Raw genomic sequence first — 25,999 nt, 5'->3', positions numbered from 1 at the left:
GAAGTTCTCCTGTGTCACCGACCGAATGCCGGCAACACAGGAGTAAAGACCCCGGCGCTGCGCTTGCCAAGCCGCAGGCCACGCGGGGCGCGGCCTAGCGGTGGATGACGATCTCCACGCGGCGGTTCAGCGCGCGGCCTTCAGCGGTCTTGTTGTCGGCCACCGGCTGGCTCTCGCCCGCCCCGCCGACCGACTGCACGCTGTCCGCCGGAATCCCCGAGGCCACCAGGTAGTCCGCCACCGACTTGGCGCGTTTCTCCGACAGCTTGAGGTTGTACGCATCGCTGCCGACGCTGTCGGTGTGCCCGGTCACGCTCAGGCGAGCGCTGGGGGCCTCGTTGCGCAGCCGCGCGACGATGGTGTCCAGCTTGGCCTTGTCGGCCGGGTCGAGCTTGGCCGAATCGAAGGCGAACAGCAGGTCACGGACCACGATGGTTTCCTCCTTGACCACCACCACCTCTTCCACCTGCTCCACCACCGGGGCCGCCGGCGGGCAGCCGTTGGCGTCCACCACGGTACCGCGCGGCGTGCCGGGGCATTTGTCGCGGCTGTCCGGTACGCCGTCGCCATCCTCGTCGCCGTCGCCGTGCGACCAGCAGTAGCCGGCCGCCAGGCCGCCACCGAGCAACGCCCCCCAACCCGCCCAGGAACTGCTCTCGATCGCACCCAACGCCGCACCGCCTACACCGCCTACTGCTGCGCACTTGGGCCAGTCGGTCTTCTGCAGGCCGGCGCAGCCGGTCAGCAGAGTCGACACAAGTAGCAAGGGTATTGCTGTCCTTGTGATGCTCATATGCCTGTCTCCTCGTGGTTGTCGGCCCGGAAAGCCGATCTTTGGGGAGTAAAGACGCGGCCCCTGCAAACTGCCAGCCAGGCACCCGGCAGAACTAGGCCTGGCCCCACGGGCAAGCTAGTCTTCGCAAACCTGTCCGAGGAACCACGATGACCCAGAGCTTTTCCACCCGCACTCCGCAGCAGGCCGTCGCCGCCCTGCTCGACCGCTATGCCCCGGCCCGCCTGCTGCTGGTGGGCAATACCCCGCTGCCGGCGGCCGAAGCCTTTGCCGCCGCCCACCCCGACAGCCAGGTGGAACATGCCCCCGCCGCCCCGCTGCCCAGCGCCCAGGCAGCCCAGCGCTATGACCTGGCCCTGCTGGCCGACTGCCTGGAGCACCTGCCCAAGCGCACCGGCCTGGAACTGCTGGGCGGCATCCGCAACCTGAACGCCAGTCGCATCGCCGTGCTGGTGGACCTCGCGGCCTGCGGCTGGCAGGACACCGACTTCTTCGCCCTGGCCCTCCAGGCCACCGAAACCTTCCAGCGCGAAGGCCAGGTGCTGCACCTGTTCACCTACGACCTGCACGAATACAAGCAGGTGCCCGACTGGCTGAACGCGAAGTTCTGGGCCAACCCGGAAAACTTCGGCAAGTACTGGTGGTGACCATGAGCGCAACCCCTTGTGCCTGCGGCAGCGGCAACCTGCTCGACCAATGCTGCGGCCGCTACCACGCCGGCCAGCCGGCCCCTAGCGCCGAGGCGCTGATGCGCTCGCGCTACTGCGCCTACGTACTGGGCCGGGTGGACTACCTGGTCGCCACCACCCTGCCGAGCCAGCAGGCGGGCCTGGACCAGGAGTCGATCAAGGCCTGGAGCCTGGGCAGTACCTGGCTGGGCCTGGAGGTGGAGGCCAGCGAAGTCCTCGGCGGCGCCCCCGAACACGCCCGCGTCACCTTCACCGCCCGCTGGCACGACAGCCAGGGCGAGCACGCCCATCGCGAGCGCTCGTCCTTCGTCCAACGTGACGGGCGCTGGTACTTCATCGACCCCACCGTGCCGGTGAAGGCGGGCCGCAACGACCCCTGCATCTGTGGCAGCGGGCAGAAATTCAAGAAATGCTGCGCGGGGTATCTCTAGACACGGCTGCGCAGCGAAAGGAATCCACGCCAACCCAAGAAGGAGACACCCATGGCCAAGCGCCATTTGCTCATCCCCCTGCTCGCCGCCATGGCCTGCGCCAGCCAGGCCGCCGAAGTCCACCTCGGACTCGGCAGCGCCGAGCGGGTCACCCGCCTGTTCGCCTACCCCAACAACTGCAACGTCATCTGCTACCGCGACTGGAGCCTGGAGCAGACGGTCGAGCACTACCTCAAGCAGAGCCTGGCCCGCGACGGCCTGGCCAAGGCCTCGGTGAAGGTCCACCGCGACAAGGACGGCGTCTACGCCAACTTCTCCGGCGTGCCGGCCGACTACGGCAAGCCGCTGATGAAGCTGCTGGATGCCGGCGACAGCGCCTACGAAGGCGCCAAGCGCCTGAACCATGACAAGCAGTGGCAGTACAACTGGTACTTCTTCCTGCCGCTGGGCATGGCCCTGGAAAACCGCCGCAGCGTCGAGCTGCTGCACTTCCCGCCGGACTACTCCCTGACCAAGGCGCAGGACTACCTCGAGTCCTCCACCACCAACCGCTGGGCCAGCCTGCTGGTGGTCAACGGCGTGGCCGCCGACGCGACCCCGGGCTACCAGACCATCATCGACATCGCCCCCATCGCCGCCCCGGCCGACGCGGGCAGCACCCTGGAAACCGTTTACGACTACTTCACCCCCTACCAGACGCGGATGGTCCAGGAGCTCACCGCCGGCAAGCCGGCCCTGCCCATGGTGGCGTTCGGCAAGCCGGTCCGGGACTGGGTGAAGAAGCAGTACAACGTCAGCATCGGCGTGCTCGGCCTCGGGCAGATCGATCTCGGCAAGGACCAGAAGGTTCCGGTGCTGGGCAGCAACCACCCGAGCTACATCTGGTACGCCGCCAACCCGGACAACTACGACGGCGACGAAGCCAAGGCGAACGCCGCGGGCCTCAAGGTGATGGGCCAGGACCTCAGCGCTGCCTGCTGGCAGGCCAAGCTGGGCAGCAACCCAAGTGCCGATCCGTCCACCACCCTTTCCAGCTGCAAGCAGGCCTGGCAGGTGACCAACAAGGTGCAGACCTGCGAGCTGTTCTACACCTCCATCCGCAAGTACGACGCCGACAAGGCCAAGCAGACCTGCACCGCCCCGCAAGGCTGAGGCAGGGCGCAACGGTCGGAACGAAAGAGCCCGCCAGATCGGCGGGCTCTTTCGTTCATTCCTGCAGCTTCAGGTGCGAGATGTCCGGCGGCGGGCCTGCCGGCACCGCCTTGGCCTGGCCCATGTCACTGCCCACCGGCGCCAGGCTGAACTGGCTGAGGTCCACCTTCGGTGCCACCGGCTCGGCCTTGGCGTCCTGCAGGTCCGCCCCCACCGGCGCGATGCCGAAGTCCGGCGCGTCGACGTCCATGAAGGCCGCCATGTACTCGTCCCGCGGGGCCACCTTGAGGCGTCCGGCCGGTGCGGCTGCGGGGGCCGCAGCAGCGGGCACCGGTGCCACGGCAGGCGCCGCCGGTTCGGCGGGTGGCGGGGGCGCCAGCTCCACCTCCTCGATCTCCACGTCCATGTCGCGCACATCCACCCGCGCCCCGGCTCGCTCCAGCGTCACCCGGTATTTTTCCGCCCCGGCCGCATCAAGATTGTTCTTGATCACGATGCGCCGGCCGGAAAACAGCAAGGCTATGCGCTGTGCGTCGGCCTGGAACAGCCTGGCGAGGTTGGCCTTCACCTGGTCGGCATCCGCACCGGGAACCAGTTGGCCGGAGAAGGCGATCTCGTAGCGGCTCATCGGTCACACTCCTGTCCAAAACAGCCCGCAGTATGGCGCAGGTTTTTTTCTGCCAACAACAAGTTGCAGCCGAGCAGTTGCTTGTTACACTTGAGCGTCTTCGGAGTATCGCGATGTTTTATCAGGCGCAAACGATAAGAATTCTCAGCCTACTGGTTTTGCTGACCCTCTCTGCCTCGGGCCTTTCCGGTTGTTCCACCTGGCTGACCGGGGGCTTTCGCGATCCCGACGTGCAACTGGTCAAGGTCGACGTGATCAAGGCCCGTCTCCTCGAACAACAGTTCCTGCTGCGCTTTCGCGTGGACAACCCCAACGACGTCAGCCTGCCCATCCGTGGCCTGGCCTACACCGTCTACCTCAACGACGTGAAGCTCGCCACCGGCGAGTCCGACACCTGGTTCACCGTCCCCGCCCTGGGCCGCGAGACCTTCGAAGTGCCGGTGCGCACCAACCTGTGGCGCCACATGAAGTACATCGTCAAGCTGCTGGAGAAGCCCAACGAGGTCATCCGCTACCGCCTCGAAGGTGAAGTGAAAACCGGCCTCATGTTCGGCAAGAGCGTGCACCTCGCCCGCAATGGCGAGATAATCCCGGGCAACTACATCCCGGAGTGATCCACCCCATGAGCCAGCACGAACACGTCCATGGTCCCGACTGCAATCACGACCATGACCATGACCATGACCACCATCACCACGTCCACGGCCCGCACTGCAACCACGGCCACCAGGAGCCCGTGCGCAACCCGCTGAAGGAAGTGGGCCGCAACGACCCCTGCCCCTGCGGCAGCCAGAAGAAGTTCAAGAAGTGCCACGGTGCCTGATCCGCATCCGCACAACGAGGCCCGTCTAGTACGGGCCTTTTCGTATCTGCCGGGAATCCTTTAGGCTGACCGACCGCTTCAGAGGAGCCCTGCCATGATCGATTTGTATTACTGGACCACCCCCAACGGCCACAAGATCACCCTGTTCCTCGAGGAGACCGGCCTCCCCTACCGGATCCACCCCATCAACATCGGCAAGGACGAACAGTTCCAGCCGCATTTCCTCAAGATCGCCCCCAACAACCGCATCCCCGCCATCGTCGACAACGAGCCGGCGGACGGCGGCGAACCGCTCTCGCTGTTCGAGTCCGGGGCCATCCTGCTCTACCTCGCCGAGAAGACCGGGCGCTTCATCCCCCAGGACCTGCGCGGCCGCCAGGAAGCCCTGCAGTGGCTGTTCTGGCAGATGGGCGGCCTCGGCCCGATGGCCGGGCAGAACCACCACTTCAACCGCTTCGCCCCGGAGAAGGTGCCCTACGCCATCCAGCGCTACGTCAAGGAAACCGCCCGCCTCTACGGCGTGCTCGACCGCCGCCTGGCCGACCGCGCCTTCGTCGCCGGCGACGACTACAGCATCGCCGACATGGCCATCTACCCCTGGATCGTGCCCCACGCCTACCAGGAGCAGGACCTGGACGACTTCCCCCACGTCAAGCGCTGGTTCCAGGCCATCCAGGCCCGCCCGGCCACCGTCCGCGCCTACGACCTGGTGGAACGCATCAACCCCGCCGCAGCCGTCCGGAAGTAACCCCTGCACAGCGCCCGGGCGCCCCCGTCGGAAGGCCGGTCATCCGGCCCTTGCGCAGTCCGAAGACGCTCTCTAACGTAGCGCGTTTCGAACCGCCGCCTTCCCCGGGAGACACCGCCCCATGGCTTCGCCTGCGCCCAAGCGCCTCATCTCCACCTTCTGCCTGGGCGCCGCCCTCAGCGCCATGGTCGGCCTCACCGGCTGCCAGTCCTGGCTGGACAGCCGCTACGCCGACAGCCTGCCGCCCACCTCCGGCTTCCAGCCGGTCAAGGGCCTGGCGCAGAGCGTCTCGATCCGCCGCAACCCGCTGGGCATGCCGCTGATCGAAACCACCACCTTCCACGACGCCCTCTTCGCCATGGGCTACGTGCATGCCTCCGACCGCCTCAGCCAGATGGTCGGCCTGCGCCTCATGGCCGAAGGCCGCCTGGCGGAGATGGCTGGCCCGGGCGTACTGGAGATCGACCGCTTCATGCGCGCGGCCAACCTGCGCAAGAGCGCCGACCTCCTTTACAAGAACGCCTCCCCGCGCCTGAAGTCCTTCTTCGAGGTCTACGCCCGGGGCGTCAACGCCTACCTCTACCGCTACCGCGACAAGCTGCCGATGGACCTGGCCGAATCCGGCTACCGGCCCGCCTACTGGAAGCCCGAGGACTCGGTGCTGGTCTTCACCCTGCTCAACTTCGGCCTGGCGGTGAACCTGCAGGAAGAGATCGCCTCCCTGGTCATGGCGCAGAAGGTCGGCGCCGACAAGGTGGCCTGGCTGCTGCCGGTCTACCCCGACGAGAACCTGCCCTTCGACGAAGCCGAAAAGCTCAAGGGCCTCAACCTCGGCGGGCAAATCCCCGGCCTGGCCAGCATCGACCAGGCCGCCGGCCAGGTGGCCGGCCTCGGCATGCTCGGCGTCGCCGCCTCCAACAACTGGGCCATCGCCCCGCAGCGCGCGCGCAATGGCAAGAGCATCCTCGCCAACGACACCCACCTGCCGCTGTCCATGCCCTCCATCTGGAACTTCGTGCAGATCCGCTCGCCGAAATTCCAGGCCGCCGGCGTCTCGGTGGCGGGTGTCCCGGCCATCGTCGCCGGCTTCAACGGCAAGCTCGCCTGGGGCATGACCATGGTCATGGCCGACAACCAGGACCTCTACCTGGAGAAGGTCAAGCGCGAAGGCAACCGCCTCTACTACCTGGCCGACGGCAAATGGCAGCCGGCCATCGAGCGCAACGAGACCTTCTTCATCAAGGGCGAGCGCCCGATCCGCGAGACCCTCTACGAAACCCGCCACGGCCCGCTGCTCAACTCCGTGCTCGGCCAGCGCAAGCACCCGCTGCAGCCGGTGGAGCTGAAGAGCGGCCTGGGCATCGCCCTGAAGACCGCCCAGTTCGAGCAGGACACCACCCTCGATGCCTTCTTCGACCTGTCCCGCGCCCAGTCCGTGGAGCAGGCCGCCGAAGCCACCCGCGCCATCCGCGCCATCGGCCTCAACCTGCTCACCGCCGACGCCCAGCACATCGCCTGGCAGGTCACCGGCCGCTACCCGAACCGCCGTGAAGGCCGGGGCCTGATGCCCTCACCCGGCTGGGACAGCCGCTACGACTGGGACGGCTACGCCGACCCCATGCTCCACCCCTACGACCAGGACCCGCCCCAGGGCTGGCTCGGCACCGCCAACCAGCGCACCGTCCAGGGCGGCTATGGCGTGCAGCTGTCCAACTCCTGGTTCTACCCCGAGCGGGCCGAGCGCATCGCCCAGCTGGCCGGCAGCGGCAAGCACGACACCCGCAGCATGATCGCCATGCAGTACGACCAGACCACCCCCTTCGCCGCCAAGCTCAAGGCCATGTTCGAAGACCCGGCCATGGCCCAGCCGCTCAAGCAGGCCATCGACGCCCTGCCCGGCGCCGAGCGTGACCGTGCCCGCGAAGCCCTGAGCCGCCTGCTGGCCTTCGACGGCAACCTCGCCCCCACCTCGGCCGACGCCGTCTACTACGAAGCCTTCCTCCACGAGAGTGCGCGGCAGATCTTCCTCGACGAACTGGGCCCGGACACCAGCCCCGCCTGGCAGGCCCTGGTGGAGACCGCCAACCTCTCCTACTCCGCCCAGGCCGACCACCTCCTGGGCCGCGCCGACAGCCCCTTCTGGGACGACGTGCGCACCCCGCAGAAGGAAGACAAGCCCGCCATCCTCGCCCGCAGCCTCGCCGCTGCCGTCAGCTTCGCCGAAGGCAAGCTCGGCGCCGACCGCCGCAGCTGGCAGTGGGGCAAGCTGCACACCTACACCTGGGCCACCGACACCACCCGCCTCGCGCCCTACATGAGCGCCAGCCAGCGCACCAGCATCAACGCCATCAAGGGTTACCTGGACCGCGGCCCCTACCCCGCCGGCGGCGACATGAGCACCCTCAACGTCTCCGGCTACAACTGGGGCAACGACTTCGACACCTGGCTGATCCCGGCCATGCGCATCATCGTCGACTTCGGCCAGCCGGAACCCATGATCGGCCTCAACAGCTCCGGCCAGTCCGGCAACCCCGCCAGCCCGCACTACGCCGACGGCATCGACGCCTGGCTCAAGGCCCGCTACCTGAGCTTCCCGTTCCAGTCGCAGAACCTCGACGGCGTCTACGGCACCAAGCGGCTGATGCTCACCCCGCAAAAATGATCACCACCACGCGGAACTCCCCGCGTGGTGGCTGTCTATGTAAACGGACTTACTCCATAGATCACATCTTCAGGGCGCCCTTACCGGCGCCCTTTCTTTTGCCCGTGAAAAGCCTCACGGCCGATCCAGACGCCCAACGTCGGGCATCGCGAGCTCGGCGCCAACCTGCGGAAAAATGCACGGACGTAGCCCGGGCTTCAGCCCGGGAAATCGGCAAGAAGGGAAAAGCCTGGGAAAGCGGCCCCTGCATTGCACAGGGGCCGCCCGGGTTCAGGACGCCTTGGGCTTCACCGGCGCCTTGGGCTCCGGCTTCAGGAAGGGATACAGGTGCTGGCGCAGAATGCCGTCCGGCAGCGGCTTGCCGAACACCCCGTAGCGGGTCGGCCACTCCTTCGGCGGCAGCTTGAAGGTGCCGAACACCATGTCGACGATCGGCAGGTGGATCGCATAGTTCTTGTAGATGTAGTCCGGGTGCCGGGCGTGGTGCCAGTGGTGGTAGCGCGGCAGCACCAGCAGGTAGTTCAGCCAGCCGCCATCGATGCGCACGTTGGCGTGGGCCAGCACCGCCTGCACGCCCACCAGGATCACGTAGGCGTTCATCGCCTGAGGCGAGAAGCCCATCAGCATCAGCGGCACCAGCACCCCGGTACGGGTCAGCAGGATCTCCACGAAGTGGATGCGCGAGCCCGCCAGCCAGTCCATCGACGTGCTGGAGTGGTGCACCGCATGGAAGCGCCACAGCCAGGGCACCACGTGGTACAGGCGGTGCAGCCAGTACTGGCCGAGGTCCGCCACCAGCACCGCGAGGATGAACTGCAGCCAGATCGGCATGGACTGCACGCCGGCCTGGAAGGTCGCCGAGACCGCCCAGCCCCCCAGCAGGGTGGAGGACGCAGTGACGAAGATCAGGATGAACTGCACCAGCATGTGGCTGACGAAGAAGTACGCCAGGTCCGTGCGCCAGTGCGGCCGCAGGATGTTCTGCTCCGGGTCCTTCGCGTACAGCTTCTCCAGCGGGATGAAGACGATGGCCGACACCAGCAGCGCCAGCACGAACCAGTCCAGCCCCAGGGAATAGGGCGTCTCGCCGATGGTCTCGAACTGGATGTTGGTCCCCCCCAGGAACACCGCCAGCCCCGAGGCCGCGATGCCGGTGAAGCCCAGGCGCTTGCGCCGGTTCAGCAGGATGTTCAGCGTGCCCAGGCTGAACGACAGCACCAGGCCCACCAGAAGCACCGTACGGGCGAACTGCTCGCTGTAGACCTTGCGGAACTCCGCGAAGGTCAGCCACTCGGGAAACAGGAAACACAGCACCGCGCAGAGGCTCAACAGGCCCAGTGCCGCAGACAGGTAACCACTGATGCGCCCTTCCCCGACCCGGAACGGGGCGTGGCCATGGCGCTGGAAATAGGCTTTGAGAGCCTCCATCGGACATCCTCCTTGAAACCGGCCTTCTGGCCGTTCACGATCTTGACGCACCTGCCGCGCTCCAGGCCACCTCCGGCGACGAATGCCGCGTCCAACTGCGACGTCCATCGCGTTGAGGGCGAACCAACCGGCGCACGGCAGGGTCAGCAGACACGAACCCACAGCAAGGCATCCCATGGACCTGGTCGTCGCCCGGCCGGAGGGCCTCTACTGCCCGCCCGGCGATTTCTACATCGATCCCTGGAAACCCGTCGCCCGCGCCGTCATCACCCACGGCCACGGCGACCATGCCCGCAGCGGCAACGGCCACTACCTCACCGCCACCCCCGGTGCCGGCGTGTTGCGCGCCCGCCTCGGCGACGTGCCCCTGCAGACCCTGGACTACGGCGAAGCCCTGCTGCACAACGGCGTGCGCGTCAGCCTGCACCCCGCCGGCCACGTGCTCGGCTCCGCCCAGGTGCGCCTGGAACACCAGGGCCAGGTCTGGGTCGCCTCCGGTGACTACAAGACCGAAGCCGACGGCACCTGCGCCCCCTTCGAGCCGGTGCGCTGCCACTGCTTCATCACCGAATCCACCTTCGGCCTGCCCATCTACCGCTGGCAGCCCCAGGCCCAGGTCATGGACCAGGTGCGCCAGTGGTGGCAGGCCAACCGTGCCGCCGGGCGCGCCAGCGTGCTGTTCAGCTACGCCTTCGGCAAGGCCCAGCGGCTGCTCCACGGCCTGGCGGACGAACCCGGCCCGATCCTTGTCCACGGCGCCGTGGAGCCCCTCAACCGCGTCTACCGCGAAGCCGGCGTGCGCCTGGCCGCCACCCGATACGCCGGCGAACTCAAGCGCAACGACCCGCTGCTGCGCGAAGCCCTGGTCATCGCCCCGCCCTCCGCCGCCGGCAGCACCTGGATGCGCCGCTTCGGCGACTACAGCGACGCCTTCGCCAGTGGTTGGATGCTCCTGCGCGGCGCCCGGCGCCGCCGGGGCGTGGACCGCGGCTTCGTGCTCTCCGACCACGCCGACTGGCCCGGCCTGCTCTGGGCCGTGCAGCAGAGCGGCGCGGAGCGGGTCTTCGTCACCCACGGCTCGGTCCCCGTGCTGGTGCGCTACCTGCGCGAACAGGGCCTCGACGCCCAGGGCTTCAGCACCGAATACGGCGACGAGGACGACACCCCCGACAGCGCCGACGCCACCCCGGAGGCCCCCGCATGAAGGCCTTCGCCGACCTCTACGTGCGCCTCGACGCCAGCACCTCCAGCAATGCCAAGCTCGCCGCCCTGGAGGACTACTTCCGCCAGGCCAGCGCCGAAGACGCCGCCTGGGCCGTGTACTTCCTCAGCGGCGGCAAACCGCGCCAACTGGTGCCAGTGCGCCAGCTCAAGGCCAGCACCCTGGCCGTCACCGGCCTGCCCGAATGGCTCTTCGAAGAGAGCTACCAGAGCGTCGGCGACCTCGCCGAAACCATCGCCCTGCTGTTGCCCACCGCCGCCAGCGACAGCCAGGAGGGCCTCGCCCACTGGCTGGAAGAGCACCTGCTGCCCCTGCGCGGACTGCCGCCGGCCGAACTCACCGAGCGCCTGTCGCGGCTCTGGGCGCGGCTCGATCGCGACGGCCTGCTGGTGTTCAACAAACTCATCACCGGCGCCTTCCGCGTCGGCGTCTCGCGCCTGCTGGTGACACGCGCCCTGGCCAGCCTCAGCGGCCTGGACCCCAAGCGCATCGCCCAGCGCATGGTCGGCTACACCGACATCAGCCGTGTCCCCAGCGCCGACGGCTACCGCCGGCTGATCGCCGCCGAAAGCCCCGACGAGCACCGCGAACGCGGCGGCCAGCCCTACCCCTTCTTCCTCGCCCACCCGCTGCAGCTGGAGCCCGAGGCCTTCGACGAASGCCTCGGCCCGCCCAGCGACTGGCTGGCGGAATGGAAGTGGGACGGCATCCGCGCGCAACTGGTACGCCGCGACGGCCAGCTGTGGATCTGGTCCCGGGGCGAAGAGCTGGTCACCGAGCGCTTCCCCGAGCTGCACGCCCTCTGCCGGCAGTTGCCCGATGGCTGCGTGATCGACGGCGAACTGCTGGTCTGGAAGGACGGCCGCGCCCAGCCCTTCGCCCTGCTGCAACAGCGCATCGGCCGCAAGCGCCTGACCCGCCAGGTGCTGGAAGACGCCCCCGTGCGGGTGCTGGCCTACGACCTGCTGGAATGGCAGGGCGAAGACTGGCGCAGCCGCCCGCAACAGGCCCGCCGCGCCCAGCTCGAACAGCTGCTGGCGGGGCTCGACACCCCGCTGCTGAGGCTGTCCCCGGAAGTCACCGGCGCCACCTGGGAGGCCCTGACCGCCGAACGCCAGCGCGCCCGCGAACAGGGCGTGGAAGGCCTGATGCTCAAGGCCCGCGACGCCCGCTACGGCGTCGGCCGCACCCGCGAGGACGGCACCTGGTGGAAATGGAAGCTCGACCCCTACAGCGTCGACGCCGTGCTCATCTACGCCCAGCGTGGCCACGGCCGCCGCGCCAGCCTCTACACCGACTTCACCTTCGCCGTCTGGGCCGAGGGCGAAGGCGACGCCCCGCGCAGCCTGGTGCCCTTCGCCAAGGCCTACTCCGGGCTCACCGACGAGGAGATGCGCCAGGTGGACGCCATCATCCGCCGCACCACCGTGGAGAAGTTCGGCCCGGTGCGCAGCGTCACCCCCAGCCTGGTGTTCGAACTGGGCTTCGAAGGCATCGCCCGCTCGCGCCGGCACAAAAGCGGCGTCGCCGTGCGCTTCCCGCGCATGCTGCGCTGGCGACGCGACAAACCCGTGGAGGACGCCGACACCCTGGCCAGCCTGCACGCCCTGCTGGGCGATGCCCCGGCAGAGGACGATGCATGAGCCGCCCCTCAGACGCCTGGTTCGACGCCCAGGGCTGGACGCCCTTCCCCTTCCAGCGCCAACTCTGGGACGCCGCCCGCCAGCGCCGCTCCGGCCTGCTCCACGCCACCACCGGCTCCGGCAAGACCTACGCCGCCTGGTTCGCCGCCCTCGACGCCATCGCCCCCGGCAGCGCCAGCCCCGCCAAGCCGCTGCCCCTCTCGGTGCTGTGGATCACCCCCATGCGCGCCCTGGCCTCAGACACCGCCCGCGCCCTGCAGGCGCCCCTGGACGCCCTCGGCCTGCCCTGGAGCCTCGGCCTGCGCACCGGCGACACCGGCAGCAGCGAGCGCGCCCGCCAGGCCCGGCGCCTGCCCAGCGCCCTGGTCACCACCCCGGAAAGCCTGACCCTGCTGCTGACCCGCGCCGACGCCGCCGAGGCCTTCGCCCACCTGCAGATGGTGGTGGTGGACGAATGGCACGAGCTGCTCGGCAGCAAGCGCGGCGTGCAACTGCAGCTGGCCCTCGCACGCCTGCGCCGCTGGCACCCGCAACTGGTGACCTGGGGCCTCTCCGCCACCCTCGGCAACCTCGACCACGCCCTGGAGGTGCTGGTACCCGACGGCCAGGGCCTGCTGCTCGAAGGCCGCCAGGACAAGGCCCTGGCGGTGGACACCCTGCTCCCCGACAGCGTCGAGCGCTTCCCCTGGGCCGGCCACATGGGCCTGCGCATGCTGCCCAAGGTGGTCGCCGAACTGGAGGCCAGCCCCAGCAGCCTAGTGTTCACCAACACCCGCTCCCAGGCCGAACTCTGGTACCAGGCCCTACTGGAGGCGCGGCCCGACTGGGCCGGGCTGATCGCCCTGCACCACGCCTCGCTGTCCCGCGAGGTGCGCGAATGGGTCGAGGACGCCCTCAAGCACGGCCGGCTCAAGGCCGTGGTCTGCACCTCCAGCCTCGACCTGGGGGTGGACTTCCTGCCCGTCGAACGGGTCCTGCAGATCGGCACCGCCAAGGGCATCGCCCGCCTCATGCAGCGCGCCGGGCGCTCCGGGCACGCCCCCGGCCGCACCTCGCGGGTCACCCTGGTGCCCACCCACAGCCTGGAACTGGTGGAGGCCGTCGCCGCCCGCCAGGCCGTGGCCGAACGCCGCATCGAAGCCCGGCAGAGCCCGGAAAAGCCCCTCGACGTGCTGGTGCAGCACCTGGTCAGCATGGCCCTGGGGGGCGGCTTCCAGCCCGACGCACTGCTGGCGGAAGTGCGCGGCGCCTGGGCCTACCGCCACCTCAACGCCGCCGACTGGGCCTGGTGCCTGGCCTTCGTCCGCCACGGCGGCAGCTCCCTCAGCGCCTACCCCGACTACCAGCGGGTGGAGCCCGACGAGCAGGGCCTCTGGCGTGTACCCAACCGCGCCCTGGCCCGGCGCCACCGGCAGAGCGTCGGCACCATCGTCGGCGACGCCAGCCTGCAGGTGCGCTTCTGGGGCAAGGGCGGTGCCGCCAGCCACCTCGGCAGCATCGAAGAGAGCTTCATCGCCCGCCTGCGCCCCGGCGAGGTGTTCCTCTTTTCCGGCCGCCACCTGGAACTGGTGCGGGTGGAAGGCATGACCGCCTACGTACGCCGCTCCAGTGCCAGCAAGGCCGCCATCCCGCGCTGGAACGGCGGGCGCATGCCGCTCTCCAGCGAACTGGCCGCCGCCCTGGTGCACCAGCTTGGCGAGGCCGCCCAGGGCCGCTACGACAGCCCCGAACTGCAGCTCGTGCGCCCGTTGCTGAGCCTGCAGGCCGCCTGGTCCGCCCTGCCCGAGGACGACAACCTGCTGGTGGAGCGCCTGCACTCGCGGGAGGGCTGGCACCTGTTCCTCTACCCCTTCGCCGGCCGCCACGTGCACCTGGGCCTCGCCAGCCTCCTGGCCTGGCGACTGGCCCGCCAGCGCCCCGGCACCTTCTCCATCGCCGTCAACGACTACGGCCTGGAGCTGCTGGCCGCCGAAGCCCCCGACTGGGACGACGCCCGCCTGCCCGCCCTGCTGGAGGACGGCGACCTGCTCACCGAACTGCTGGACAGCCTCAACGCCAGCGAGCTGACCCGCCGCCGCTTCCGCGAGATCGCCCAGATCGCCGGCCTGCTCTACAGCGGCCCGCCCGGGGCGCACAAAAGCACCCGCCAGCTGCAGGCCTCCAGCAGCCTGTTCTTCGACGTGTTCCGCCAGTACGACCCGGACAACCGCCTGCTGCACCAGGCCCGCGACGAAGCCCTGCGCCAGGAGCTGGACCTGCCACGCCTGGCCGACGCCCTCGCCCGCCTGCGCCAGCGGCGCCTGGTGGTGAAGGACGTCGAACGCGCCACCCCGCTGGCCTTCCCCCTGCTGGTGGAGCGCCTGCGCGAGGGCCTGAGCACCGAGAAGCTCGCCGACCGCATCGCCCGCATGGTGGCGCAACTGGAAAAAGCCGCCGACGCCCCGCCCAAACGGAGGCGCCGCCCGTGAACACCCACCTCGACGTGGACCTGGCCGGCACCTGCCTGCGCCTGCTGGGGGACCGCGCCCTCTACTGGCCGGAACAGCACTGCCTGCTGATCGCCGACATCCACTTCGGCAAGGCCGCCAGCTTCCGCCGCCTCGGCCAACCGGTCCCCACCGGCACCACCGCCGCCAACCTCGCGCGGCTGGACCGCCTGCTGCACAGCCACGCCACCCGGCGCCTGGTCTTCCTCGGCGACTTCCTGCACGCCCGCCACGGGCGCCACGACGGCCTCTGGCAAGCCCTGGCCGACTGGCGCGAACAGCATCCCGCGCTGCACGTCGACCTGGTGCGCGGCAACCACGACCGCCACGCCGGCGACCCGCCCGCCAGCCTCGGCTTCGACCTGCACGAGGCCGAACTGCTGCTCGGCCCCTTCGCCCTGCGCCACGAGCCCGAACCCCACCCCGAGCGCCACGTCCTGGCCGGCCACCTGCACCCCTGCCACCGCCTGCGCGGCCCAGGCCGGCAGAGCCTGCGCCTGCCCTGCTTCGCCCTCGGCCGCAGCGTCAGCCTGCTACCTGCCTTCGGCGAATTCACCGGCGGGCAGGAACAACCGGCCACCCCGGGCACCCGCCTCTACCTCTGCGGCGACGGCGGCGTCTGGCCCGTGCCGGCAGCCTGAAACCACCGTTCCGGGCCAACGACTGAACGTGTCGGCCCCGAGGGGGTCAGAACAAGGGCATTGTTCATTGCTCCCTGTGGCGCCCTCGTGGCGCCTGCTTTTTTTGGGGATATCTTGCTGGGGCGCTACAGCTTGGCTTCACCCTTCTTCCGTACATGCAGGCAACAAGCCCCACCCGACGACTGAGACATTCCCCCACATCCGTGACCCAGCGGTTTTTGATAGACTCCGCCCCCAGCGCCGGCCCAGCCGGCGCTGTCGTTTCTGTCACCCGGTCCGCCCTTTGCGTGGGCGACCACTGGAGGTTTTCATGTCCCGCATCGTTGTCGCGGCGCTCTACAAGTTCGTATCCCTGAAAGACTACGTCGCCCTGCGCGAGCCCCTGCTCAAGACCATGACCGAGCACGGCATCAAGGGCACCCTGCTGCTCGCCGAGGAAGGCATCAACGGCACCGTGTCCGGCACCCGCGAGGGCATCGACGCCCTGCTGGCCTGGCTCAAGGTCGACCCGCGCTTCGTCGACCTGGACCACAAGGAGTCCTACTGCGACGAGCAGCCCTTCTACCGCACCAAGGTCAAGCTGAAGAAAGAGATCGTCACCCTCGGCGTGCCGGGCGTGGACCCTAACCAGCAGGTGGGCACCTACGTCGAGCCGCAGGACTGGAACGCCCTCATCAGCGACCCCGAGGTGCTGCTGATCGACACCCGCAACGACTACGAAGTGGCCATCGGCACCTTCGAAGGCGCGGTGGACCCGAAGACCAAGTCCTTCCGCGAGTTCCCCGAGTACATCAAGGCCCACTACGACCCGGCGGTGCACAAGAAGGTGGCGATGTTCTGCACCGGCGGCATCCGTTGCGAGAAGGCCTCCAGCTACATGCTCAACCAGGGCTTCGAAGAGGTCTTCCACCTCAAGGGCGGCATCCTCAAGTACTTGGAGGACGTGCCCCAGGAGCAGAGCCTGTGGCGCGGCGACTGCTTCGTCTTCGACAACCGCGTGACCGTGCGCCACGACCTCAGCGAAGGCGACTACGACCAGTGCCACGCCTGCCGCAACCCGATCTCCGTGGAAGACCGCCAGTCCCCGCACTACGCCCCCGGCATCAGCTGCCCGCACTGCTGGGACAGCCTCTCGGAGAAGACCCGCGCCAGCGCCCGCGAACGGCAGAAGCAGATCGAGCTGGCCAAGCAGCGCAACCAGCCCCACCCCATCGGCCGCGACCCGCGGCAGAATCCGGAACACTGACCAACGACGAGGGATCGCCATGGCCAACGCACGCCTGCTCTACGTGATGGACCCCATGTGCTCCTGGTGCTGGGGGTTCGCCCCGGTGGCCGGAGCGCTGATCGAGCAGGCGCGTGACGCCGGCGTGCCGCTGCGCCTGGTGGTCGGTGGCCTGCGCACCGGCCAGGGCGCAGCGCTGGAGCCGACCACGCGGCGCTACATCCTCGAACACTGGCACGCCGTCGAGCAGGCCACCGGCCAGCCGTTCCGCTTCGACGGCGCGCTGCCCGACGGCTTCGTCTACGACACCGAACCGGCGTGCCGGGCCCTGGTGGCCGCGCGCGGACTCGACGAGGACGCCACCTGGGCGCTGGCCCGCAGCATCCAGCACGCCTTCTATGCACAAGGCCAGGACGTGACCCAGGCCCCGCAACTGGTGGCCCTGGCCGAGACCGCCGGCATCCCGCGCATCGAGTTCGCCGAGGCCTTCGATGACCCGGCCACCCGCCAGGCCACCGCCGAGGACTTCACCTGGGTGCAGGACCTGGGCATCGCCGGCTTCCCCACCCTGCTGGCCGAGCGCGATGGCCAGCTGGCCCTGCTGACCAACGGCTACCAGCCGCTGAGTGACCTGCAACCGCTGCTGGGCCGCTGGCTGGAGCGCATCACCCATGGTTGACCAGCTGAGCTGGGCGGAGATCCGCCGCCTCGCCCTGCGCCACCGCAAGGCCCTCTGGCTGGCCAACGGCGTGGCCATCCTCGCCGCGCTCTGCGCCGTGCCGATCCCGCTGCTGCTGCCGCTGCTGGTGGACGAAGTGCTGCTGGGCAAGGGCGACGCCGCCCTGCGCTTCATGGACGGCTTCCTGCCCGATGCCTGGCAGGGGCCGGTGGGCTACATCGGCCTGATGCTGGCCGTCACCCTGGTGCTGCGCAGCTGCGCCCTGGTGTTCAACGTGCTGCAGGCACGCCTGTTCGCCCGCCTCTCCAAGGACGTGGTGTACCGCCTGCGGGTGCGCCTGATCGAACGCCTCAAGCGCATCTCCCTCGGCGAGTACGAAAGCCTCGGCGGCGGCACCGTCTCGGCCCACCTGGTGACCGACCTGGACACCCTGGACAAGTTCATCGGCGAGACCCTCAGCCGCTTCCTGGTGGCCATGCTCAGCCTGGTGGGCACCGCCGGCATCCTGATGTGGATGCACTGGAAGCTGGCGCTGCTGATCCTGCTGTTCAACCCGCTGGTGATCTACGCCACGGTGCAGCTGGGCAAGCGCGTGAAGCACCTGAAGAAGCTGGAGAACGACAGCACCGCCCGCTTCACCCAGGCCCTGACCGAGACGCTGGAAGCCATCCAGGAGATCCGCGCCGGCAACCGCCAGGGCTTCTTCCTCGGCCGCCTCGGCGAACGGGCGCGGGAAGTGCGCGACTACGCCGTGGCCTCGCAATGGAAGAGCGACGCTGCCGGACGCACCAGCGGCCTGCTGTTCCAGTTCGGCATCGACGTGTTCCGTGGCGCGGCGATGCTCACCGTGCTGTTCTCCGACCTGTCCATCGGCCAGATGCTGGCGGTGTTCAGCTACCTCTGGTTCATGATCGGCCCGGTGGAGCAACTGCTCGGCCTGCAGTACGCCTTCTACGCCGCCGGCGGCGCACTGAGCCGCCTCAACGAGCTGCTGGCACGGGCCGACGAGCCGCAGTACCCGCCGCGCATCGACCCCTTCGCCGACCACCGCACCGTGGGCGTCGAGGTGCGCGGCCTGCGCTTCGCCTACGGCGAGGAGCCGGTGCTGGACGGCCTCGACCTGACCATCGCCCCCGGTGAGAAGGTCGCCATCGTCGGCGCCAGCGGCGGTGGCAAGAGCACCCTGGTGCAGCTGTTGCTGGGCCTCTACACACCCCAGGCCGGCAGCATCCGCTTCGGCGGCGCCAGCCTGGAGGAGATCGGCCTGGAGCGGGTGCGCGAACACGTCGCGGTGGTGCTGCAGCACCCGGCGCTGTTCAACGACAGCGTGCGCGCCAACCTGACCATGAGCCGCGAGCGCAGCGACGAGGCCTGCTGGCAGGCCCTGGAGATCGCCCAGCTGGCCGAGACCATCCGCGCCCTGCCCAAGGGCCTTGACAGCATCGTCGGGCGCTCCGGCGTGCGCCTGTCCGGCGGCCAGCGCCAGCGCCTGGCCATCGCCCGGATGGTGCTGGCCGAGCCGAAGGTGGTGATCCTCGACGAGGCCACCTCGGCCCTGGACGCGGCCACCGAGTACGCCCTGCACCAGGCCCTGGCGCGCTTCCTCGCCGGCCGTACCACCCTGGTCATCGCCCATCGCCTGTCGGCGGTGAAGCAGGCCGACCGGGTACTGGTGTTCGACGGCGGACACATCGCCGAGGACGGCGACCACCAGCGCCTGATCGACCACGGCGGCCTCTACGCCCGCCTCTACGGCCACCTGCAGCACTGAGCCGCCCCCTGCGTCACGTCGGCGCACCAGCCTGTCAAACAAACGTTACGCCCGCACCCGGCATTGCCGGGGCGCGGGGCGGTGCTGTCAGGAAAAGCTGCCGCGCCCAGCGCCGGCCAGCACAGTTCCGGTGCGCGACTGTGCCTTGTTTCGCGCCGGTGCGGCGGGGTCAGATGGCCGCGCTCGACCGACAAGAACAACAACCGGAGGTCACCGTGACCCCAGCCTTGCTGCCCGGCGCCCGCGTGCGCCTCCCCGCCCTCGCCCCGCCCGCCTGTGACCCGGTGGTGCCGGCGCGCATCCTCCCACCTGCGCCTGTACAATCGCGGCCCCCACTCGGGGACGTGCCCATGCACGGCCACTAAAGGTCAACCGCCTTGCCCACGCCGCCGCGCCACAAGCGCAGCGGGTTCGATTTCCGTCACGACAACAAGAAAAGGTGACGCCATGCACGACGCGCAACACACCGGTTCGCTCAAGCGCGGCCTGAAGAACCGCCACATCCAGCTCATCGCCCTCGGTGGCGCCATCGGCACCGGCCTGTTCCTCGGCTCCGCCGGGGTGCTCAAGTCCGCCGGGCCGTCGATGATCCTCGGCTACGCCATCTGCGGTTTCATCGCCTTCCTGATCATGCGCCAGCTCGGCGAGATGATCGTCGACGAGCCGGTCGCCGGCTCCTTCAGCCACTTCGCGCACAAGTACTGGGGCGGCTTCGCCGGCTTCCTCTCGGGCTGGAACTGCTGGGTGCTGTACATCCTGGTGGGCATGTCCGAACTCACGGCGGTGGGCAAGTACATCCACTTCTGGTGGCCCGACGTGCCCACCTGGGCCACGGCCGCAGCCTTCTTCGTGCTGGTCAACGCCATCAACCTGGCCAACGTGAAGCTGTTCGGCGAGGCCGAGTTCTGGTTCGCCATGATCAAGGTGGTGGCCATCGTCGGCATGATCGTCCTCGGCTGCTGGCTGCTGTTCAGCGGCAACGGCGGCGAGCAGGCCAGCGTCACCAACCTCTGGGCCCACGGCGGCTTCTTCCCCAACGGCATCAGCGGGCTGGTGATGGCCATGGCCTTCATCATGTTCTCGTTCGGCGGGCTGGAGATGCTCGGCTTCACCGCCGCCGAGGCGGAGAAACCCAGCCAGGTGATCCCCAAGGCGATCAACCAGGTGATCTGGCGCATCCTGATCTTCTACGTCGGCGCCCTGGTGGTGCTGCTCGCCCTCAGTCCCTGGGATGCCCTGCTGGCCAGCATCAGCAGCGCCGGCGACCCGTACAGCGGCAGCCCCTTCGTGAAGATCTTCGCGCTGATCGGCAGCGACACCGCCGCCCACCTGCTGAACTTCGTGGTGCTGACCGCCGCCCTGTCGGTCTACAACAGCGGCACCTACTGCAACGGCCGCATGCTGGTGGGCCTGGCCGAACAGGGCGACGCCCCCCGCGCCCTGGCCCGTGTGGACAAGCGCGGCGTGCCGGTGCCGGCACTGGTGGTGTCGGCCCTGGTGACCGGGCTGGCGGTGCTGGTGAACTACGTGCTGCCGCACAACGCCCTGGAACTGCTGATGTCCCTGGTGGTGGCCACCCTGGTGATCAACTGGGCGATGATCAGCTACGCCCACCTCAAGTTCCGCCAGCACAAGGACCGCGAGGGCGTGCGCACCGCCTTCCGCGCCTTCTGGTCACCCTTCGGCAACTGGCTGTGCCTGGCCTTCGTGGCGTTCATCCTCGGGGTGATGCTGCTGACCCCCGGCATCAACGTCTCGGTCTATGCCATCCCCGTGTGGCTGCTGGTGATGGGCGGCTGCTACCGCCTCAAGCTCAGCCGCGCCGCCCAGGCCCGCAACGCGCTGGCCGCCGGCTGACGCCACGCCCCCTGCCCGGCCGGGCAGGGGGCACCTCCCTCAGGACAGGACGCTGCGGTCGAAGGTGAACAGCCCACCCGCGCCGGGTCGGTGCTCCAGCACCTTCTGCGGGCGGCCCATCTTCGGGTGATTCTGCTCGCCGGTGTCGACGATCCAGCCCTGCCCCTTCATTTTCTCCAGCCGCCCGCGCAGGGTGGTGTGCTGCACCGGCTGGCCGAGGCAGGCCTGGAAGGCGCCGAGGGCTTCGGTGACGGTGAAGCGCGGCGCCAGCAGGTGCAGCGGCAGCGAGGTGTAGACCGACTTGCTCGACAGCCGCTCGCGGGCCTGGACCACCAGTTGGTCGTGGTCGAAGGGCAGGCCCGCCAGCCCCTCCAGGGGGGCGAAGCGCAGGTCGTCGGCGGTCACTTCGGTGTCCGGCGCCAGGAGCGCCAGGTAGAAGGTGGACAGCGACCAGCCCCGGGGGTCGCGCCGGGCGTTGCCCACCGTGGCCACCTGTTCCAGGTGCTGCGGCTCGACCCGCGCCTTGCCGCCCAGGGCGCGCTTGGCGGCGGCGTCGAGGTCGTCGTCGGCACAACGGCCGTTGACCAGCACACCGGGCAGCGCCCATTCCCCTTCGAAGGGCCCCTGGGCCCGGCGGATCAGCAGCACGTCAAGGCCTTGGGCCGGATCGAGGCGCAGCGCGACGATGTCGACGCTGGCCAGTACCTGTGCGGAACTCATTGCATCTCCCTGTAGGACACCCCTAGAAACTACCTGCGTTGTCATCGCGGCGTTAAAAACACGCTCAAAATGCTCATTTACAGCACGTAAACTGCGCTTTTTCGCCTGTTTTTGCCTTGCGCTGACGGCCTCGCCTACGTTTCCAGGGGTGTCCTGTAGACAACCAGATCACCGGCCACTTCCGGCAGGCACCAGGTGGCCGGCAGTGGTCGTCCTTCCCGCAGGTGCAGGCGAATGGCGGAACTGTGCAGCACCCGCGTCTCCTTCGCCACCAGCAGGCCGAAATCCCGGCGCAACTCGGCGCCCCGGTGGAAGCCCGGCAGGTGTTCGAGGTTGTCCTCGCCGATCACCAGCGCCATGGCCTCCGGGGCCACGCCATGGGCCTCGGCCAGGGCGTGCATGAGGTCGTAGCTGTACACCGCCCCCTGCCCCGGCGACAGGCGCGCCTCGATGGGCTCGCACAGCACCCGCTGCGGGTCGATGCGCTGGGCCAGGCGCTCCAGCCAGGCGCAGCGCAGGGCGAAGTCCACCATGCGCTTGCCGTGGGCGTGGCGGTGGCTGGGCACCAGCAGCACCCGGTCGGCCACCGCCAAGGCACGGCGGACCACCGTCTCGTGCCCCGGGTGCGGCGGGTCGAAGGCGCCGCCGTAGACCGCCAGGCGAAAACGCAGGGTGCCGGCCCGTTGGCTGCCGGCGGCGTAGGCGGCCAGGCTTGCCGAGGGATTCGAATGCGGATGGCTGCTCACTTTTCCACTCCTTCCTGAAAAACGCTTGACGACATATTACACGAGATGGAATATGTAGCCAGCCGTCACCGAAAAAGGAACGCAGCCATGAAGATCGCCAGCTTCGATGTCGACGCCCAGAAGGGCTTCACCCCGCTCTGCCCGGACGAACTGCCGGTGCCCGGCGGCGACGAGATCGCGGCGCACCTGAACCTGCTGGCCCGCCGCGCCACCCTGCGCATCGGCAGCAAGGACGCCCACAGCCCCAGCGCCCCCTGGGTGGTGGGCAGCCACGCGGAGATGCTCGCACCGCTGCCCCTGGCCAATGCCGACATCACCTGGGTCAGCCACTGCGTGCCCGGCACCGCCGGCTTCGAGCTGCTGGACGAACTGCCTCGCCCGCTGGAGTACGACTACTTCGTGTGGAAGGGCGTGGAGCCCGACCTGCACCCCTACGGCGCCTGCTACCACGACCTGGCGGAACGCCGCAGCACCGGGGTGATCGAATTCCTCCGGCAGAACGCGGTCAGCCATGTGCTGGTCGGCGGCCTGGCGCTGGACTACTGCGTGAAAACCACCGCCCTGCAACTGCGCCGCGCCGGCTTTGAGGTTATCGTCTACCTCCCCGCCTGCCGTGCCATTGCCGAGGCCACCGCCGAGACTGCTCGGCTCGAGATGAACGCAGCGGGCATCGTCCTGTGCGCCGGCGAAGCCGAGCTGGATGCCCTGCTCAACCGCACCACCTGGGAGTGCTGAAGATGGCCGAGAGCGTGTTTTCCGACCGCATCGTGCAGAACCTGCTGGACACCGACTTCTACAAGCTGACGATGATGCAGGCGGTCCTGCACAACTACCCCAACGCCGAGGTGGAATGGGAGTTCCGCTGCCGCAACGCCGAGGACCTGACGCCCTACCTGGCGGAGATCCGCTACCAGATCGAGCGCCTGGCCGAGATCAGCGTCACCGCTGACCAACTGGCCTTCCTCGAACGCATCCCCTTCATCAAGCCGGACTTCATCCGCTTCCTCAGCCTGTTCCGCTTCAACATGCGCTACGTCCAGGCCGGGGTCGAAGACGGCCAGCTGTGCATCCGCCTGCGCGGCCCCTGGCTGCACGTGATCCTCTTCGAGATCCCGCTGCTGGCCATCGTCAGCGAGGTGCGCAACCGCTACCGCTACCGCGAGGTGGTGATCGAGCAGGCCAGCGAGCGCCTCTACGAGAAGCTCGACTGGCTCAAGCGCGAGGCCAGCCCGAGCGAACTGGAGGGCTTCCAGGTGGCCGACTTCGGCACCCGCCGGCGCTTCTCCTACCGGGTGCAGGAGGAGATGGTGCACATCCTCAAGCGCGACTTCCCCGGGCGCTTCGTCGGCACCAGCAACGTGCACCTGGCCCGCGAGTTCGGCATCAAGCCCATCGGCACCATGGCCCACGAATGGCTGATGGCCCACCAGCAACTGGGCCCGCGCCTGATCGACAGCCAGATCGCCGCGCTGGACTGCTGGGTCCGCGAGTACCGGGGCCTGCTCGGCATCGCGCTGACCGACTGCATCACCACCGATGCCTTCCTGCGGGACTTCGACCTGTACTTCGCCAAGCTCTTCGACGGCCTGCGGCACGACTCCGGGGACCCGATGGAGTGGGCCGAAAAATGCATCCGCCACTACGAGAAGCTCGGTATAGACCCGCTCTCCAAGACCCTCGTATTCTCCGACGGTCTCGACCTGCCCAAGGCGCTGGAGCTGTACCGCGCCCTGCATGAGCGCATCCATGTCAGCTTCGGCATCGGCACGCGGCTGACCTGCGACATCCCCGGGGTCGAACCGATGAACATCGTCATCAAGATGACCGCCTGCAACGGCCAGCCGGTGGCGAAGCTCTCCGACACGCCGGGCAAGACCCAGTGCCGCGACGAGAACTTCGTGACCTACCTGAAACATGTATTCCGCGTGGACGCACGCTGAGGAGACACCCCATGAGCAACCGCCAGCAAGAAATCGCCCAAGCCCTCGCCGTGGTCCCGCCCTTCGCCGACCAGGCCGCCCTGGTGGCGGAAGTCGAGCGGCGCAAGGCCTTCATCAAGGACTGCCTGCGCACCTCCGGTCTCAAGGTACTGGTGCTGGGCATCAGCGGCGGCGTCGACTCCACCACCGCGGGCCGCCTGGCGCAGCTCTCGGTGGAGGAGCTGCGCACCGAGACCGGCGATGACGGTTACCGCTTCATCGCGGTGCGCCTGCCCTACAACGTGCAGCACGACGAAGCCGACGCCCAGGTGGCGATGAACTTCATCCGTGCCGACGAGGAAGAGACGGTCAACATCGCCGACAGCGTGGTCGGCCTGGCCGAGCAGGTCACCCACCTCAACCACCTGACCGATGCCCGCCGCGACTTCGTCACCGGCAACATCAAGGCGCGCATCCGCATGGTGGCGCAGTTCGCCATCGCCAACGCCAACAACGGCCTGGTGATCGGCACCGACCACGCCGCCGAAGCGGTGATGGGCTTCTTCACCAAGTTCGGCGACGGCGCCTGCGACCTGGCCCCGCTCTCCGGCCTGGTGAAAGGCCAGGTGCGTGCCATCGCCGCCTACCTGGGAGCACCGAACAGCGCCGTGAACAAGGTGCCGACCGCCGACCTGGAAGAGCTGCGCCCCGGCAAGCCGGACGAGGAAGCCCACGGCGTGAGCTACACCGAGATCGACGCCTTCCTGCACGGCCAGCCGGTCAGCCAGGCGGCCTATGACGCCATCGTCCGCACCTACGACAACACCCGTCACAAGCGCGAGCTGCCGCTGGCGCCCTGAAGCCCTGAAGCACCAGCGCTTGATGCAAAACGCCCGGCAATGCCGGGCGTTCTGCTGTCTGGGTTTCAGGCGACTGAGTTCAGGCGACTGGGTCGGGCGGCGGTTCGTCCGGCAGGGTCGGCTCGCCCGGCTCGCGGGACGGGGTGGGTTCACCCGGCTCGCCGGGGTCGCCAGGCACGTGCTGGGCGAAGAAGGGCCAGGGCCGGGTGGCCGGGAGTTCGTGTACGGCGATGGGCATGGCGAGGTTCTCCACGGAGGGGCTGTCCTTGTGGGACGCCACGCAGCCCGTGGGATTCCGGGTCATTCGTCGCCGGGGGCGTCGTAGGTCACGGTGAGGGACGTGACCACCTGGCGATCCGGCCCTTCCAGGCCGTAGTTCCCGGACTGCCCATAGCCCAGCCAGAGGGTGCTGCTGCCACGCTGGCGCACGTCCGAATACTCGTCGCCATCGCCCTCCAGCCCCTGCATCAGGGTGAGGGCCCGCTCCCGGTCCATGCCGAGGGCCAGTTGCTTGTCCACCACGAAGTCCCAGGTCGCCGCGCCGGGCGCCACCCGCTGCAGCCAGCCCAGGCCGAGCTCGTCGGTGAAGCGGTCGAGGCGCCAGCAGCGCACCTCGGCCAGGCGCCCGTCCTGGAACACCAGCAGCAGGCTGTTGCCGTAGAGCAGACCCTGGCTGTTGCCGCTCATGGGCAGCCGGACAGTGGGCTCGCCCAGGGCCTGGACGAAGCGCTCCGGCGAGGCATCCGCGGGCAGGCCGAACACCTCACGATCACCGATTACCGAGAGGGTCCGGGCGTGGGCCAGGGGCAGGGACAGGCACAAGGCGAGGCCAAGGGCGAAGAGGCGTTTCATCGGTGAAGCTCCCGGGTCCGTGGG

Annotated in this window: 25 protein-coding genes; 18 read left to right on the top strand and 7 right to left on the bottom strand. The window is 68.9% G+C overall.

What is annotated here, in order from left to right; translation table 11 throughout:
- Positions 1–94: 94 nt before the first annotated feature.
- The gene (locus SZ55_RS24990; RefSeq protein ID WP_044413342.1) at positions 95–793 is read right to left on the bottom strand and encodes an OmpA family protein; all 699 of its coding nucleotides are present in this window, start codon (positions 791–793) and stop codon (positions 95–97) included.
- A 149-nt stretch (positions 794–942) separates the two neighbouring features.
- Here SZ55_RS24990 and SZ55_RS24985 point away from each other — a divergent pair, with 149 nt between their 5' ends.
- Genes SZ55_RS24985 through SZ55_RS24975 form a run of 3 tightly spaced genes read left to right on the top strand, consistent with a single transcriptional unit; the run spans position 943 to position 3,065 of the window.
- On the top strand, positions 943–1,440 hold the full coding sequence (locus SZ55_RS24985; RefSeq protein ID WP_044413338.1) for a DUF6231 family protein: 498 nt from the start codon (positions 943–945) through the stop codon (positions 1,438–1,440).
- A 2-nt stretch (positions 1,441–1,442) separates the two neighbouring features.
- Entirely contained in the window at positions 1,443–1,913 is a 471-nt protein-coding gene (locus SZ55_RS24980; protein WP_044413335.1) for a YchJ family protein, read from the top strand.
- Positions 1,914–1,964: 51 nt separating this feature from the next.
- Complete coding sequence (locus SZ55_RS24975; protein ID WP_044413332.1) at positions 1,965–3,065, top strand: hypothetical protein; 1,101 nt, start codon at positions 1,965–1,967, stop codon at positions 3,063–3,065.
- Between the two features lie 55 nt (positions 3,066–3,120).
- Here SZ55_RS24975 and SZ55_RS24970 read toward each other — a convergent pair whose 3' ends face one another.
- On the bottom strand, positions 3,121–3,693 hold the full coding sequence (locus SZ55_RS24970) for a hypothetical protein (RefSeq protein WP_044413330.1): 573 nt from the start codon (positions 3,691–3,693) through the stop codon (positions 3,121–3,123).
- Positions 3,694–3,806: 113 nt separating this feature from the next.
- On the opposite strand from SZ55_RS24970, the gene SZ55_RS24965 reads away from it, so the two are divergent.
- The 4 genes from SZ55_RS24965 to SZ55_RS24950 all read left to right on the top strand — a co-directional run bounded on the left by SZ55_RS24965 (position 3,807) and on the right by SZ55_RS24950 (position 7,926).
- Positions 3,807–4,307, top strand: a complete 501-nt coding sequence (locus tag SZ55_RS24965) for an LEA type 2 family protein (RefSeq protein WP_044413328.1) — start codon at positions 3,807–3,809, stop codon at positions 4,305–4,307.
- Positions 4,308–4,315: 8 nt separating this feature from the next.
- The gene (locus tag SZ55_RS24960; RefSeq protein WP_044413326.1) at positions 4,316–4,516 is read left to right on the top strand and encodes an SEC-C metal-binding domain-containing protein; all 201 of its coding nucleotides are present in this window, start codon (positions 4,316–4,318) and stop codon (positions 4,514–4,516) included.
- A 94-nt stretch (positions 4,517–4,610) separates the two neighbouring features.
- Positions 4,611–5,264: a glutathione binding-like protein gene (locus SZ55_RS24955; RefSeq protein ID WP_044413323.1), complete on the top strand. Its 654-nt coding sequence runs from the start codon at positions 4,611–4,613 to the stop codon at positions 5,262–5,264.
- 121 nt (positions 5,265–5,385) lie between these two features.
- Positions 5,386–7,926 (top strand): penicillin acylase family protein, encoded by a 2,541-nt coding sequence (locus SZ55_RS24950; protein WP_044413320.1) that lies wholly within the window; start codon positions 5,386–5,388, stop codon positions 7,924–7,926.
- Positions 7,927–8,196: 270 nt separating this feature from the next.
- On the opposite strand, the gene SZ55_RS24945 is transcribed toward SZ55_RS24950, so the two are convergent.
- Positions 8,197–9,354 (bottom strand): sterol desaturase family protein, encoded by a 1,158-nt coding sequence (locus SZ55_RS24945; protein ID WP_044413317.1) that lies wholly within the window; start codon positions 9,352–9,354, stop codon positions 8,197–8,199.
- A gap of 175 nt (positions 9,355–9,529) precedes the next feature.
- Here SZ55_RS24945 and SZ55_RS24940 point away from each other — a divergent pair, with 175 nt between their 5' ends.
- From SZ55_RS24940 to SZ55_RS24905, 8 genes are all read left to right on the top strand, one after another.
- Positions 9,530–10,558, top strand: a complete 1,029-nt coding sequence (locus SZ55_RS24940) for a ligase-associated DNA damage response exonuclease (protein ID WP_044413314.1) — start codon at positions 9,530–9,532, stop codon at positions 10,556–10,558.
- The gene (locus SZ55_RS24935; protein WP_044413311.1) at positions 10,555–12,219 is read left to right on the top strand and encodes an ATP-dependent DNA ligase; all 1,665 of its coding nucleotides are present in this window, start codon (positions 10,555–10,557) and stop codon (positions 12,217–12,219) included. The genes SZ55_RS24940 and SZ55_RS24935 overlap by 4 nt, the downstream gene beginning before the upstream one ends.
- Positions 12,216–14,687, top strand: coding sequence for a ligase-associated DNA damage response DEXH box helicase (locus tag SZ55_RS24930; RefSeq protein ID WP_052807667.1), 2,472 nt, complete (start codon positions 12,216–12,218; stop codon positions 14,685–14,687). Before SZ55_RS24935 ends, SZ55_RS24930 begins: the two co-directional genes overlap by 4 nt.
- A complete protein-coding gene (pdeM, locus tag SZ55_RS24925; protein WP_044413309.1) occupies positions 14,684–15,346 on the top strand; it encodes a ligase-associated DNA damage response endonuclease PdeM in 663 nt (220 codons plus the stop codon). The genes SZ55_RS24930 and pdeM overlap by 4 nt, the downstream gene beginning before the upstream one ends.
- A gap of 310 nt (positions 15,347–15,656) precedes the next feature.
- Positions 15,657–16,592 carry an oxygen-dependent tRNA uridine(34) hydroxylase TrhO gene (trhO, locus tag SZ55_RS24920; RefSeq protein ID WP_044413306.1) on the top strand — a complete coding sequence of 312 codons (936 nt, stop codon included), beginning with the start codon at positions 15,657–15,659 and terminating at the stop codon, positions 16,590–16,592.
- A gap of 19 nt (positions 16,593–16,611) precedes the next feature.
- On the top strand, positions 16,612–17,250 hold the full coding sequence (locus SZ55_RS24915; protein ID WP_044413303.1) for a DsbA family protein: 639 nt from the start codon (positions 16,612–16,614) through the stop codon (positions 17,248–17,250).
- Positions 17,243–19,021 (top strand): ABC transporter ATP-binding protein, encoded by a 1,779-nt coding sequence (locus tag SZ55_RS24910; RefSeq protein WP_044413300.1) that lies wholly within the window; start codon positions 17,243–17,245, stop codon positions 19,019–19,021. Before SZ55_RS24915 ends, SZ55_RS24910 begins: the two co-directional genes overlap by 8 nt.
- 447 nt (positions 19,022–19,468) lie before the next feature.
- Positions 19,469–20,878, top strand: a complete 1,410-nt coding sequence (locus tag SZ55_RS24905) for an amino acid permease (protein WP_044413296.1) — start codon at positions 19,469–19,471, stop codon at positions 20,876–20,878.
- Positions 20,879–20,917: 39 nt separating this feature from the next.
- Here the strand turns inward: SZ55_RS24905 and SZ55_RS24900 are convergent, their stop codons facing one another.
- Together SZ55_RS24900 and SZ55_RS24895 are read right to left on the bottom strand one after the other, a co-directional pair.
- Positions 20,918–21,598, bottom strand: coding sequence for an NUDIX hydrolase (locus SZ55_RS24900; RefSeq protein WP_044413293.1), 681 nt, complete (start codon positions 21,596–21,598; stop codon positions 20,918–20,920).
- Positions 21,599–21,732: 134 nt separating this feature from the next.
- The gene (locus SZ55_RS24895) at positions 21,733–22,344 is read right to left on the bottom strand and encodes an adenylyltransferase/cytidyltransferase family protein (RefSeq protein WP_371320996.1); all 612 of its coding nucleotides are present in this window, start codon (positions 22,342–22,344) and stop codon (positions 21,733–21,735) included.
- Between the two features lie 45 nt (positions 22,345–22,389).
- Between SZ55_RS24895 and SZ55_RS24890 the strand changes: the two genes are divergently transcribed.
- Genes SZ55_RS24890 through nadE form a run of 3 tightly spaced genes read left to right on the top strand, consistent with a single transcriptional unit; the run spans position 22,390 to position 25,123 of the window.
- A complete protein-coding gene (locus tag SZ55_RS24890) occupies positions 22,390–23,079 on the top strand; it encodes a nicotinamidase (protein WP_442963712.1) in 690 nt (229 codons plus the stop codon).
- A gap of 2 nt (positions 23,080–23,081) precedes the next feature.
- Entirely contained in the window at positions 23,082–24,284 is a 1,203-nt protein-coding gene (gene pncB, locus SZ55_RS24885; RefSeq protein WP_044413289.1) for a nicotinate phosphoribosyltransferase, read from the top strand.
- 11 nt (positions 24,285–24,295) lie between these two features.
- Complete coding sequence (gene nadE / locus SZ55_RS24880; protein WP_044413286.1) at positions 24,296–25,123, top strand: ammonia-dependent NAD(+) synthetase; 828 nt, start codon at positions 24,296–24,298, stop codon at positions 25,121–25,123.
- A 79-nt stretch (positions 25,124–25,202) separates the two neighbouring features.
- Here nadE and SZ55_RS28220 read toward each other — a convergent pair whose 3' ends face one another.
- Positions 25,203–25,427: a hypothetical protein gene (locus SZ55_RS28220; RefSeq protein WP_142011487.1), complete on the bottom strand. Its 225-nt coding sequence runs from the start codon at positions 25,425–25,427 to the stop codon at positions 25,203–25,205.
- Positions 25,424–25,975 (bottom strand): hypothetical protein, encoded by a 552-nt coding sequence (locus SZ55_RS24875; protein ID WP_052807666.1) that lies wholly within the window; start codon positions 25,973–25,975, stop codon positions 25,424–25,426. Before SZ55_RS24875 ends, SZ55_RS28220 begins: the two co-directional genes overlap by 4 nt.
- Between the last annotated feature and the right edge of the window lie 24 nt (positions 25,976–25,999).

Source organism: Pseudomonas sp. FeS53a, from assembly GCF_000931385.1.
Lineage (GTDB): Bacteria > Pseudomonadota > Gammaproteobacteria > Pseudomonadales > Pseudomonadaceae > Metapseudomonas > Metapseudomonas otitidis.
The sequence above is the reverse complement of the archived record's forward strand: the minus strand, read 5'-3'. Positions and strand labels throughout refer to the sequence as shown.